Source organism: Methylophilus sp. QUAN (assembly GCF_015354445.1).
Lineage (GTDB): Bacteria > Pseudomonadota > Gammaproteobacteria > Burkholderiales > Methylophilaceae > Methylophilus.
In genome coordinates, this window is the sequence record NZ_JADKYT010000003.1 from 146816 (window position 1) to 159546 (window position 12731).

The 12731-nt window shown below is 53.9% G+C and carries 12 protein-coding genes; all 12 read right to left on the reverse strand.

Translation table 11 applies throughout. The features are described 5' to 3' along the window. Positions 1-20: 20 nt before the first annotated feature. The 12 genes from INP79_RS13085 to INP79_RS13140 all read right to left on the reverse strand — a co-directional run bounded on the left by INP79_RS13085 (position 21) and on the right by INP79_RS13140 (position 12722). Entirely contained in the window at positions 21-524 is a 504-nt protein-coding gene (locus tag INP79_RS13085) for a hypothetical protein (protein WP_194754702.1), read from the reverse strand. A 53-nt stretch (positions 525-577) separates the two neighbouring features. Next, entirely contained in the window at positions 578-1672 is a 1095-nt protein-coding gene (locus INP79_RS13090; RefSeq protein ID WP_194754703.1) for an ABC transporter substrate-binding protein, read from the reverse strand. A 321-nt stretch (positions 1673-1993) separates the two neighbouring features. Continuing rightward, entirely contained in the window at positions 1994-3853 is a 1860-nt protein-coding gene (locus INP79_RS13095) for an ABC transporter ATP-binding protein (protein WP_194754704.1), read from the reverse strand. After that, complete coding sequence (locus INP79_RS13100; RefSeq protein ID WP_228519997.1) at positions 3840-5708, reverse strand: ABC transporter ATP-binding protein; 1869 nt, start codon at positions 5706-5708, stop codon at positions 3840-3842. The genes INP79_RS13095 and INP79_RS13100 overlap by 14 nt, the downstream gene beginning before the upstream one ends. A gap of 109 nt (positions 5709-5817) precedes the next feature. After that, on the reverse strand, positions 5818-6591 hold the full coding sequence (locus INP79_RS13105; protein WP_194754705.1) for an ABC transporter permease: 774 nt from the start codon (positions 6589-6591) through the stop codon (positions 5818-5820). Positions 6592-6629: 38 nt separating this feature from the next. Then, the gene (locus tag INP79_RS13110; protein WP_194754706.1) at positions 6630-7397 is read right to left on the reverse strand and encodes an ABC transporter permease; all 768 of its coding nucleotides are present in this window, start codon (positions 7395-7397) and stop codon (positions 6630-6632) included. A gap of 24 nt (positions 7398-7421) precedes the next feature. Then, positions 7422-7826 carry a biopolymer transporter ExbD gene (locus INP79_RS13115; RefSeq protein WP_194754707.1) on the reverse strand — a complete coding sequence of 135 codons (405 nt, stop codon included), beginning with the start codon at positions 7824-7826 and terminating at the stop codon, positions 7422-7424. Continuing rightward, the gene (locus INP79_RS13120) at positions 7826-8569 is read right to left on the reverse strand and encodes a MotA/TolQ/ExbB proton channel family protein (protein ID WP_194754708.1); all 744 of its coding nucleotides are present in this window, start codon (positions 8567-8569) and stop codon (positions 7826-7828) included. The genes INP79_RS13115 and INP79_RS13120 overlap by 1 nt, the downstream gene beginning before the upstream one ends. Positions 8570-8594: 25 nt before the next feature. Then, complete coding sequence (locus tag INP79_RS13125; protein WP_194754709.1) at positions 8595-9428, reverse strand: energy transducer TonB; 834 nt, start codon at positions 9426-9428, stop codon at positions 8595-8597. Between the two features lie 17 nt (positions 9429-9445). After that, positions 9446-10321, reverse strand: coding sequence for an ABC transporter ATP-binding protein (locus tag INP79_RS13130; protein WP_194754710.1), 876 nt, complete (start codon positions 10319-10321; stop codon positions 9446-9448). Between the two features lie 237 nt (positions 10322-10558). Continuing rightward, positions 10559-11620 carry an ABC transporter substrate-binding protein gene (locus tag INP79_RS13135; protein ID WP_194754711.1) on the reverse strand — a complete coding sequence of 354 codons (1062 nt, stop codon included), beginning with the start codon at positions 11618-11620 and terminating at the stop codon, positions 10559-10561. A 43-nt stretch (positions 11621-11663) separates the two neighbouring features. Then, positions 11664-12722, reverse strand: a complete 1059-nt coding sequence (locus INP79_RS13140) for an ABC transporter substrate-binding protein (RefSeq protein WP_194754712.1) — start codon at positions 12720-12722, stop codon at positions 11664-11666. Between the last annotated feature and the right edge of the window lie 9 nt (positions 12723-12731).

The window sequence follows — 12731 nt, forward strand, 5'->3', positions numbered from 1 at the left end:
TTTGCTTAACTGCCATTTGATTATACTGCTTGCCAGACACGGCCGGGGGCACTCTGGTTGGGATTACCTTCAATGCGGATCAGCTTGGCCGGGCCATCGCGTCGTGGTGAGTGAATTTCGTTTTCGTTGTAGACGCGGACATTGCCAGGCTTGAGTTCAATAGAATCCCGCAGTTTGACGGTGCCGGGCTTGCCGCCAGGTTCGGCTGGCTCAATCACATCCCATCCATCCATGGTGGTGACCCCTGCGACCTGGCCATAAATCGCCCAGGAGACACCGTGGTCATGCGGTTGCGTTCTTCTGGCCTCTTTAAACACGTGGCCCAAAATTGCAAAGCCTAAGTCCGTGTCTTCATACAACACACGCCGCTGTGGCTGGGTATCATCCAGATATTCACTGGCAAACGCCTGGTCAGAGACCACGTCTTGCAGATAGACACGTACACGCTCACGTCCGGCTGGACCGTTATCTTCCAGCAAAAAAGTGCGTACCTGCTGCGCGACAGAATCAATGGTAAAAGCCATGCTTGCTCCTGAAAAAGAAAGATGGCACGTGCAAGACACGCGCCATCATTGTGTTAAGCAGCCAGTTTGCCACCCTGTTCGTTAGCCAACAGTTGTTGTAACGCCTGCTGTGCATCGGCCAGCGGTCTGGTGTCTATCCAGGCATCAAAATCAAAGTCGCGGTCCAGAATGCCATAGGTGAGCAGGAAATTTTTCTGCTGACGGAACAGCTCGATGCGCTCTGCGGACAAATCAGGCGCCAGCGACAGATGGAAGCCATTACGGTAAGCGGCAGCTACGCCCTCAGCGGTGCCACCAGTTTCGCTTTGCAGGATTTCATGCACACCGGCCAGGTTGGTTTTGGCCCACTCTGCCGCGCGCAAGGTTTGCGTTAAAAAGCGCACGACATAATCGTAGTGATTTTCCAACAGGTAGCGGTGGACAGTAATCGGGCGTGGCGTACCGTTATTCACGCGGAAACGCTTTTCCGGCAAGGCATCGAGATCAATGCCCACCAGCAGACCCTGGTCACGGGCACCATCCTGTGCCGCAGCACCTTTCACGTACACCGCATCTACTTTGCCTTCAAGCAAGGCATTAAAACTGGACTGCCAGCCGCCATAACGACGGCCAGACGCGGTCACTTCGTTTTGACCGACCTCGACCAGCTGGATGTCATCCAGTGTCAGGCCAACGGAATCCAGTGCGCCTTTATAACCATGCAGGCTGCTATGACGTGTGATGGTCCGGCCGCGCTTGTTCTCAATCACATCTTTGGGGTTATACGCAGGCAACCCCAGGCGCTTGCCCTTGAGGTCTTCCGGGCGGCGGATATTGGAATCCGGGCGCACAATAATGGATTGTGATTCTTCGATCCAGGTCAAGCCGATTAAACGGGTTTCAGCGCCCTGCGCCTTGGCCGGGATGGCAAACAGGTTACCGCCTTCGCGGATCAGGGTTTGCAGGCCATGATCGTAATGGTGATGCCTGAAATCAGCGCTGTCGTCGTCCTGCAATGCACGCAGGCGAATATTGTCTGAAGAAAACTCCTCTTGCAACCAGCCCAGTTTGAATGCAATGCCAGAAGCCGTTGGCACGCCTCCTTGGCCGTTACCGGCACAACGCGTGAACCAAAGCGTATTGTCAGGAAGTTGTTGTTGGTGACTCATAAATACATTCCTTTAGTAAATAAAATGATTTTCATGGCGGGTCAAATGCATGACATTTGCCGCCAGCCTTTAGCACATGATGACCTCTGCCAACATACACAAGACTCGCCTGGGAACACCATTCTTGCAGTACATCTCCCATTCATCCCTGTGCTTGTTCAGCAGTTCGTGTAGTCTTCTGCACAAAATATGCCAAATGCAAAGAAAATTAAATACCCAATAAAATTCAATGAGTTACATTCAATCACCAACACTGATAACAAGAGGGGTGTGTGCTATTGAACAGTCGTCTGATTTAATTTCAACAGTGACATGCTCTGATCAAAGCTGCTCACCCGCCTCATAGGCGTGATACAACTCGGCATATTTACCCTGCTGCTGGATCAGTTGCGCATGCGGACCGAGTTCAGCCAATTCACCGTGATATATCACGGCAATCAGGTCAGCATCGCGGATGGTGGCCAGGCGGTGGGCAATAATAATGGCAGTACGGCCTTCGCATAAACGCCGCAACGCGTGCTGGATACGTCGTTCGGTTTGTATGTCGACGGCCGACGTGGCTTCATCGAGAATCAGGATAGTGGGATTGGCCAGATAGGCACGTAGCAAACACACCAGTTGGCGCTGGCCATGACTGAGATGTGAGCCTAATGCGCCAACTTCGGTATGGTATCCGTGCGGCAGGCGGCTGATCAGGTCATCAATGCCCAACTCGGCCGCGGCTTGTTCAAAGTCAGCCAAGGTAGCTTCAGGTTTTGCCAGGTGCAGGTTATCTATAATGCTACCGCTGAACAGCACGTTATCTTGCAGCACCACGCCTACATGCTGGCGCAGGTTGCGCTGGCTCAGCTGGCGAATATCGACCTGGTCGATGAGCACTTGCCCTTGCTGCACATCATAAAAGCGCGTCAATAACTGGATGAGGGTGCTTTTGCCATGACCAGTGGGGCCAACAATGGCCAGCACCTGCCCAGCCGGGACCGTTAAATTGAGATGCTTGATAACAGGTTTGGACTGGTCTGGTAAATAAGAAAAACTCACGTCTTTAAACGCTACCTCGCCCTGAATCGTCGGCAAGGCAATGGCATCTACGTGGTCTACAATTTCCGGCTTGGTATCCAGCAATAGAAACACGCGCTGTGCCGAGGCAACCCCATTGGTATAGCGCTCAACCAGGTCACCCAATTCTTGCAACGGCCCCAAAAACATATAGACATAAAACAGGCTGGCGGCAAATTGGCCCAGAGTGAGATGGCCCAGCGTGACCTCTTCACCACCGGCAACTAACAGCAGCATCAGGCCCAGTATCGTCAGCACGCCCGTGAAGTGTGTGAACCAGCCCGAAGCAATATTGCTGCGGACCAGTGAATGAATAAAGGCATTGACCAGCGCGCGGTAGCGCTGCAAGTTGCTCTCTTCCTGCACGGTTTGTTTGATAATGCGCACGCCTGCCACGGTCTCGACCAGGTGCGCGGTAAAACGGGTACGGTTTTCAGCCACACGCGCAAAATGCTGGCTGGATAATTTCCGGAATAGCGTGCTGGAAAGGATGAGCAAGGGAATCACCAGCGCCAGGTGATAAAACAGCGTCGGCGACACCCACAACAATATGCCAGCGGCCATGACGAACCTGAGCAAGGCAGAAAATATCTCCGGCGGTCCTTGAATCAACAGTGGTTCCAGGGCATCAATATCCCGATCGACCCTGGAAATGATGCGGCCAGACTTGGTACGGTCAAAGTAAGCCACGCTTAGTTGCTGTACGTGACTAAATAGGTCTATGCGCAACTGGTTCAAAATGCGGATAGCCGCCGTGCCGGAAAAATATTGTGACAAGCCTGCCAGCACAAAACGTGCGGCCCACATACCGGCAAGGCCAAGCATGGCGACATTAATCACCTGCCAGTTCAAGCCAACCACGGCACCACGGTCAGCCGCAGACTGTGACTCATACAGCAACCCAAAATCAATGGCCTGCTGAATAAAATAAGGGCGCAAGAACACAAAGCAAACCAGGGCCAGCTCGAGCAGCATGGCACTCACAATATACTTGCGCACCGGCTTGAGTAGCGGCAGCAGGCGCCAGAACATATTGCGGTTCAGTTGCTGCTTGGCCAGGGTTTCTTCGAGTTCGATATCAGACAGGACCTTGATATTCGGGTTACGTTCAGCGGCCATCATCCAACCCCATCAGTGCACGATAACGTGCATTATTTTTCACCAGCGCCTGGTGTGTATCCGCAGCGATAATGCTGCCACCTGCCAGGAATAACACTTTATCTGCCAGCAAAATGGTAGACAACTTGCTGGCAATCACCAGTACCGTCGTTGCACGCCCTTGTGTTTTCAGGGCGCGGATATTGTTTAATACATTGCGCTCAGTCACCGCATCCAGCGCACTGGTGGCGTCATCCAGCACCAGGATACGCGGCTGCCCGAGCAAGGCGCGCGCCAGGCAGACACGTTGCCGCTGACCACCAGACAAAGTCACACCACGGTCACCAATGCGGGTTTCCAGGCCGTCACTCAAACTCAGCAGTAGCTCTGACGCACTCGCCATTTGCAGCGCCCATTCCAGGTCTTCGTCAGTAGCTGACGGCGCCGCCAGCCGCATATTGGCCGCCAGCGTATCGGAGAACAAAAAGGCCTCCTGCGGTACGGTATGTACCTGTTTGCGCAATTCGGCCAGTTGCAGGTCTTTGACGTCCAGCCATTGGCCATCACTTCCCGCAATTTCGACCCGGCCATGGCTGACTTCTGCCAGTCTGGGCACCAGACCGGCCAGCGTACTTTTTCCCGATCCGGTGGTGCCCACCAGCGCCACAATTTCACCGGCTTCGATATCAAATGTGCAATCACTGAGTACCGGATTACCGCCTTCTGGCGGCAACACCGATACCTGTTTAAAGTGTAGTGATAATGGCCCGGCCGGTAAGGCCTGCGTGCCGGATGTGATATCTGGTTCAGCATCCAGCAGGTCCCAGATGCGGGCCGCCGAAGAGCGCGCATCGGCGAACACCTGCATGACCCGCCCCACACCTTCTACCCGAAACACCAGGGTATTCACCATGAGTAAAGCAGCAATCAACTGACCAAGATTGAGCGCGTGCGTATAAACCAGGTGGCAGCCAAACCCCAGCACCCAGACTTGCCCTAGCGCGACCACAAATTGCGGCAAGGGAATACGTGAGGTATAGAACGACAGGGCGGCAAACGCCTGTGTCATGAAGCCCTGCACCTGTTGCTCAAAACGTTTGATACGGCTGGCTTCCAGCGCAAAAGCTTTAATCACGCGTACGCCATTGACGCCTTCGGTCAGGTCCTGGTTCACGGCATCGTAGGCCTCGCCCACTGCCCGATCGAGTTTAACCAGGTGTTCGGTTTGCAACAGCAAAATACCAAACCCAATCAGGCACAACAGCAGCGGCACCAGGCCCAGCCAGAAGTCATACCAGAATAAAAAGCCCATGGCGGCGCTGACCACCAAGGCCGTATCTACCACCTGGCGCCAGAAGCTGATGAGCGCATCTCGCAACTTGTCAGAGTCGCGCGTGGTGCGCGTCACCAGTTCGCCTGCGCCATGTTGCCAGTGATAGCTTTGATCCAGTCGCTGCACCTGAATCAGGATACGCTCGCGCAAATGGCCAATCAGATTCTGCTGGATAATCAGCGATAACCAGCCAACAAAATACAAAATCGCGGCACGTGCCAGCGCAATGCCGACAATCACCAATAGCCAGTGCCAGGCCACCTCACTATTCAAAGCGCCAGTAACCGTGCGCACAATGGCTTTGCCATGCTGCACCTCATCAATGGCCCGCGCAATCAGGCCTTGCTGTAATGCCAGCAGCACATTGGCCGCTGCAAACAGCCCGGTACAGAGCCAGAACCTGACCGGGGTTCGGCTATACAGCAGCAGACAGCGGATCAGCGGGTAATGGTGGCGATTAAAGGCAAAAAATGCAGGCCAGGGTGGCTGGCCTGACTGCGGTAATACAGGTTTGTTTTCAAGAGAGTGTTCAGTCAAAGGATTCAACTTCTATCTATAAATCTTGATCTTTGCGTACAGCATCACGCTGCGATTTCTGCGCCAAGATCTATCTATTGAGTGCGGCGATGGCTTATGGTGATGGTTGCGGATGGCGCTAGCCGACCTGACGCCATTTGAACAGGTGATTACTCGCCAGCTTAATCAGCAGAGACATCCCATAACCGAGTACGCCAATCACAAAAGTCACAATAATCAGGACATCCATCCGGGAAGCTTCCTGTGCGTTCATCATTAAATTGCCCAGCCCGGCACCAGCGGTAAACAATAACTCGCTACCGATGGTGGATAACCAGGCAAACGCCAGTGCCAGTGAAAAGCCGGTGAATACCTGCGGCAAGGCAGCGGGCAAGGTGATGCGGCGATAGATCTGCCAGCGGCTCAAGCGATACACCTGGCCGACTTCATTAAAACGGCGGTCAACTTGCAACATGCCTTCAAAAGTTGATAACACCACCGGGTAAAACGCCGACAGGCTGACCACAATCAATTTTGAGGTATCGCCATTGCCAAACCATAATGCGAACAATGGCACCAGGCCCAGCAAAGGCACCTGGCGGATCGCATGGTAAATCGGCGTAATCAGGATATTGGCTGTGCGCGATACAGCCACCAGTGAACCCACCAGGAACCCCGCACTTGCACCCAGCAACAGGCCAGTGAGCGCACGCTGCACGCTGGCCTGTACATTCACTAGCAACTCGCCACTGCGGCTGAGCTCGACCACGCCTGCCCAGATCTGCCCCAACGAAGCAAAGGCATACGCATGATTGGCATCCAGGCGCGACATCGCATCCCAGGCCAGAATCACCAATATCGGCAATACCCAGCCACGCCAGTCGGGGATCCATTTATAAAAAGAATTTTGCATACGGATATCTATCTATTCACTTGCGGTTGATTGCGGGCTTAGGCTTTCACGGCAGCCTGCCAGGGAATCAGGCGGATCTCGGCCCACTTAAAGAGTTTGTCTATGCTAAATCCGACCAGGCCGGTGATGACGACGCCGACCATGACCACGTCCAGGCGGAACATTTCGCGGCCCAACTGCATCATTTGGCCGATGCCGCTATCAGCCGCCAGCAGCTCTGCCGCGACCAGGATGGTCCATGAGCGCGAAAAAGCGATCCTGAGCCCGGTGAATACCGGCGGCGTAATGGCCGGGATAATCAGCTTGCGATACAGCGTGGTTTTAGGCAGGTGATAAATGCGCGCCACCTCGAAATAATTTTTCGAGACACCTTTGGTCGCATCATAGGCGGCCAGCGCCACGGTCAGAAAAGCGGCTTTGGTGACAATAATGACCTTGAAAATCTCATCCACACCCAGCAACAAGATCAGGATAGGAATCAAGGCAATGGTAGGCACCTGACGCAGGCCCTGAAACAAGGGCAAGGCAAACGCTTCCACACGTGGCGAGATCGCCATCCAGATACCAAACAGCACACCGGTGAGTGCACCGAGGCCAAAACCAGTGAGCAGGCGGAAAAAGCTGGCTTTGAGGTGTAAGGCCAGCTCGCCATTCGCGGTGAGCTCTTCCAACGTTGCCACAACGGCACCCGGCGAGACTAGTACGTCGTCAGAGTACCAGCCTGCCGCAGCTACCCACCACCAGACCACCAGCAGCAAGAACGGCGAAATCAGGAAAGGGAAAAATTGTTTCCAGTCACGTGTCATACACTTACACCCCTAGCCTCTTCACTACTCGCCTTGCGTCAGCACAGCCACGCGCGTAATGCCGGCGCGCTCAATCGCCGCCATCACCTTGGCCACTTTGCCGTAGTTCACGGCTTCATCTGAACTCAAGTGCAAGGTCACATCAGGGTTGCTATCGTGCAAACGTTTCAGTTCTGGCTCTATCGTTTCCAGTGGATATTCCTGGCGGTCGATAAACAGCTTGCCAGCAGCATCTACCGACACCGTCACCGGTTTTTTCTGCTCGGGTGCTTTGGTGGCAGCTGTTTTAGGCAAGTTGACCTGAATGGCATTGTTCATCAATGGCGCGGTGACAATAAACGCCACCAGCAAGACCAGCATGACATCAACCAGGGGCGTAACGTTGATCTCACTCAAGACGTCATCATCAGCATTTGTAGAAATAGCCATTATGCAGTGGCTCCTTTCAGGTTACGCACCACACCAGCGGTGCCAGTGGCAACGAACTCGCCTGGTTTGGTCGCATCTGTGGCTTTTCTAAAGGTCACGCGGCGGGAGACTTTGATCAGGTCTTCGGCAAAATCGTCCAGGTTGTTGCTGCTGGTTTTTAAACGGCGCAGGAAGAAGTTATACGCCAGCACCGCAGGAACCGCGACAGCAATACCAATCGCTGTGGCCACCAGGGCCTCACCGATCGGCCCAGCCACCACTTCCAGGCTGGCAGTGCCTAGTTTGCTGATATCCGTCAGCGCATGCATGATGCCCCATACTGTGCCCAACAGGCCGACGAACGGTGCGGTACTGCCGATACTGGCCAGCACCACCAGGCCTGCTTCACGCAAAACTTTTTCTTTCTGGATTTGTTGACGCAAGGCGCGCTCCAGCACCTCCTGGCGGTCACCACTATGACGCAAATCATCTGCCGCTTCGGCATCCAGGTCTTTCAAGGTTTCAAAGCCAACTTGAGCCACACGGTATGCCGGGCCACTATGGCCTTCAAGCGTAGACGCTTCCTGCAAACTTTTCGCACCCCAGAACGCGGCCCTGAATTTAACGTTTTGCTTGCGGATCAGCCAGACCTGGAACGACTTGGCCAAAATAATGGTCCAGGTCACGCCTGAGGCCACCAGCAAAGTAATCAATACACCAAGCACCACTGGGGATGCACTTTGATAAGTTTCTAAACTAAACATACACTTTCCTTTTCAAAATAAAAAATTACTGCAGCTTGAACTCAACCGGGAATATGGCCCAACCTTCAACCGGGGTATTCCCACGTTTTGCCGGGGTAAATGCCCAGCGTTTCGCTGCAGCAACCGCAGCATCATCCAGTATGCCGTGGCCACTGGACTTCTTGACTTTGACCTCACCTGGCTTACCATTCGGCAAGACTTTTACCCGCAACACCACCGTGCCTTCCAGGCCTTGATCAGCAGCAAAGTCCGGATACTCTGGAGAGGGATTATTTAAGTGACCAACACCGCCTTTGGCCTCAACCAATGGCTCCTCTTTAATGACGGGCGGCTGCGGTGCCGGTTCTGGCGTGGGCTCAGCCACCACCGGGCCGCTGGTTTTCGCCGCCGTGGTGTTTTCTTGCACCACAATATCGCTAGGCGCAATATGCTGATCAGCAGGGGCGGTTCTTAATGCCGCAGGCTTGGCGGCCTGTGGCGGTGGGTTCGCGCGCTGCACCTTGGGTGGCGGCGGTGGCGGTGGCTTTGGCGGCTCGATGACTGGCGGCGGAATCACCTCAGGCTTAATAAACTCGACAATCACTTCGGTTTTCTTCGGCTTGACGATACTGGGCTGATGCAAGGCATTGATAAACCCCGTCAGCCCGATAATATGCGCCAGCACCACCACAGCAATCAGTGCCAGCAATTTGTTGCGTGGAATGATCTGATCGACACGATTCCATTGACTGACGACACGCTCAGATAACTTGTCAAAGTCCTCACTGGTCGCAACCAACCGCCTGGCCTTGCTTTTATCTGACAGGGAATCCCAAATCGTGGAATGCTGCGCGGGCGTTTTTAGTGCCGTTGTTGACATACAAACTCCTAAATACTCTAACTAATCTCGATGAAGTCACTTAAGACATCATCTTTAATATGCTGAAACTCGGCTGAAGTACGGTGCCGTGGCCTAGGCAAATCGACGTCGACGACACGCTTGATACGTCCGGGATTCGCTTCCATCACTACCACACGATCACCCAGAAACACCGCTTCTTCCACGTCGTGCGTAACCAGGATGGACGTCGTGCCTTCGGTTTCCCACAGACGCTGCAACTCTTGCTGCATCTTCAGGCGGGTCAGGGCATCCAGTGCGCCAAACGGTTCATCCAGCAACAGCAAGCGCGGTTTAAGCACCAAGGCCCTGGCGATGGCGACACGCTGTGACATACCGCCGGAAATCTGGTGTGGGTAAGCCTGGGCAAACCCACTCAAACCAACCAGCTCAATCTGGTGTTTGACGCGTGCATCAATCTCCTGCTGCGTCAACCCGGACGATTCCAAGGCCAGCGCTACATTCTGCTCAACGGTCAGCCATGGAAACAATCGATGCTCTTGAAACACCAGCCCTCTATCGAGCGAGGTGCCAGACACTTGTTCACCTAGCCAGACGATGTTGCCGTCGTAGCTGCTATCCAGACCGGCAATCAGTCTGAGCAAGGTGGACTTGCCGCAACCACTGCTACCGACAATCGAAATAAACTCGCCTTTGCTGACGGCCAGCGAAAAGTCAGACAACACCGTCAGCGCTTTACCGTTGAGTTGGAAAGTTTTGGAGACGCCCTCTACCGCCAGCACAGCGGAGGCAGTTGCCAGTGACAGATGCTGCCCCCCACGCAGGCCCGATGATCTGACCGAGGTCAGGCCGTCTCCTGGATGATCAGCGTGTGCTTCGTTAATCACACTTAAAGCAGTTTTGGGGCGACTCATGTTTTATCCTGTACAAATAACTAGGTATCTATAGGCAATCGCTGTGCCAAGTTGAAAATTAATATTTATCATTTAATAATCATATGGTTATGAATAAAATGGCGAATACCCCATATTGAGCAATGTTGTATATCCATCATTTGATTGATGCCTGCTGCTGGCATAGCAACAGACATAAAAAAACAGATGGCGGGAGACCATCTGTTATCAGGGATTGCCGGGAGGCAATGAGGGTTATTATTGTGAAGCGACGCGGGCAGGTGCCCAGAACGTTTCCAGGTTGAGCTCTTTCAAGGCTTTGTCGACAAAGCTGGAATTGAGCAGCTGCTGAATATCAATATCGTTGCGAATCAGGCCGGACTCACGTGCATAAGACGCGGCACGCTTGTAATGATCTACCAGCGCCTGGTCATATAGCGGTGACCAACGATCACGCCAGCTCACACTATCGTCCTCATAATCACGCCTGACCACACTCTCGGGCTGCACCAGGCTGGCATACTCTTTGAGATAGGTTTCTTTGTGTGCCTCTTGCGCGGCCCAATGGTTGGCTTTAATAAACGAGGTCACGATGGCCTGGGTGAGTTCAGGATGCTCTTTGACAAAGTCATTGCGTGCCCACAAACCACCCATCAGTTTCCAGTCTGGTGGTGCATTCTTGGTTGACCAGATAATCTTACCCACGCCTTTATCCACCAGGTTATAAGCATCGCTTAACGAATAGAAGGCATCCACTGAGCCGCTTGCCAGTGCCGCAGCACCCACTTGCGGATTTACATTGACGATTTTGAAATCGGTCAGCTTGAAGCCATTTTTTTGCACCAGGTTGGCAAATGGGATCTCCCATGGACGGCCTCTATGCAAGGCAATGCGCTTGCCTTTGAGGTCGGCAATGCTTTTCGCCGTTGAGTTGGCGGGCACCACAAGATAAGAGTTACCGCTACGCCCCCACGGTGACACCAGTTGCACGCGCGGTTTGGAGCCGTTCAAAATAATCGGCGGCAAATCGCCATAAGCAGCAAAGTCTATGCTTTTGTTGGCAAAGGCTTCATTAACAATCGGCCCAACCATGGCGGTGGCCGCTGGCACCCACTCCAGCTTGACGCCGCGTTTGGCCAAGGCCTCTTCGAGACCGGTTTCACTGGCCAGCTCGGTGCTGCCCAGGTAATGCGTTTTGCCATTGAGGTTATAGGCCACGGTGGCAATCCGAACCACTTTCGGGTCGGTTTCAGCATGCACCATGGGCGCAGCCAGCGCCGCCACGGTCAACACTGATAATACATATCGTAAAAATCTCATACTACTTACTCCTTGTTTATTCTTAAGCTTGGCGAACCAGGCTTTAGGCAACCGCAGCATATTGATGCAATTGTTGCTCGGCATCCCGCAATGGCCTGAAATCAATCCAGTCATCCAGGTCAAAATCTTTGTCCAACAGGCCGTGCACCAGCATGAAGTTCTTTTGCTGGTGGAACAGCGCTACACGTTCCGGGGACAAATCAGGGGCCAGTTGCAGATGGAAGTTTCCCCCATACGCCGTCGCCACGCCATCTTCGCCAGAGCGGGTTTCGGATTCCAGAATCTCGCGCACACCTTTGAGGTTACTTTTGGCCCAGTCTGCCGCACGCAAGGTCTGGTAAAGGAAACGCACCACCAGGTCATAATGATTGTCCAGCAATGACTGATGCACGGTAATCGGCCGTGGCGTGCCATTATTGACGCGGCTCGACAACTCGGGATAACTGTCGAGGTCTATGCCCACGACCGCACCAACGCGCTTGGCGGCATCGACCGCAGACGCGCCTTTCACATACACTGCATCGACTTTGCCTTCGATGAGCGCATCCAGACCAGACCACAACTCGCCCAGATTATTACTGTTATCACGACCATTGCGGTTACCACGACCAGACGGCACCTCTACCAGACTGACATCATCCAGCGTCAAGCCAGCAATGTTCAGCGCGCCTTTATACCCATGCAAACTCATGCCTCGCGCGATACTGCTACCACGCACATGGCTGGCAATCGGGTGCTCGATAAACGCCGGCAACGCCAGGCGCAAGCCCTTCAACTGCTCAGGCTGGGTGATGCCGCTATCCGGCCGCACCAGAATCGCCTGCCACTCGTCAATCCAGGTCAGGCCAATGAGTTTGGTCGGCGCACCCTGGGCTTTGGCGGCCAGTGCCAGCAAGTTACCCCCTTCGCGGATCAATGAAGGTAATTCATGATCATAATGATGCTTGGACAGCTCTTTCGGCGCCTCCTGCAAGGTGGCGATGTTGATGTTGTCCCGCGCGAACTCTTCATTGAGCCAGCCCAATTTATAGGCCAGACCAGTGGCGGTCGGCACCGGGCAACGCGTGAACCAGAGTTGGTCGATAGTGTGTGCTGTGGTCACTTGAACGCT

Bases quoted from the DNA above. Each gene is read 5' to 3' on its own strand.
- INP79_RS13110 (WP_194754706.1), bottom strand. From the start codon at position 7,397: ATGACACGTGACTGGAAACAATTTTTCCCTTTCCTGATTTCGCCGTTC.
- INP79_RS13115 (WP_194754707.1), bottom strand. From the start codon at position 7,826: ATGGCTATTTCTACAAATGCTGATGATGACGTCTTGAGTGAGATCAAC.
- INP79_RS13090 (WP_194754703.1), bottom strand. From the start codon at position 1,672: ATGAGTCACCAACAACAACTTCCTGACAATACGCTTTGGTTCACGCGT.
- INP79_RS13135 (WP_194754711.1), bottom strand. From the start codon at position 11,620: ATGAGATTTTTACGATATGTATTATCAGTGTTGACCGTGGCGGCGCTG.
- INP79_RS13085 (WP_194754702.1), bottom strand. From the start codon at position 524: ATGGCTTTTACCATTGATTCTGTCGCGCAGCAGGTACGCACTTTTTTG.
- INP79_RS13105 (WP_194754705.1), bottom strand. From the start codon at position 6,591: ATGCAAAATTCTTTTTATAAATGGATCCCCGACTGGCGTGGCTGGGTA.
- INP79_RS13130 (WP_194754710.1), bottom strand. From the start codon at position 10,321: ATGAGTCGCCCCAAAACTGCTTTAAGTGTGATTAACGAAGCACACGCT.
- INP79_RS13120 (WP_194754708.1), bottom strand. From the start codon at position 8,569: ATGTTTAGTTTAGAAACTTATCAAAGTGCATCCCCAGTGGTGCTTGGT.
- INP79_RS13095 (WP_194754704.1), bottom strand. From the start codon at position 3,853: ATGATGGCCGCTGAACGTAACCCGAATATCAAGGTCCTGTCTGATATC.
- INP79_RS13125 (WP_194754709.1), bottom strand. From the start codon at position 9,428: ATGTCAACAACGGCACTAAAAACGCCCGCGCAGCATTCCACGATTTGG.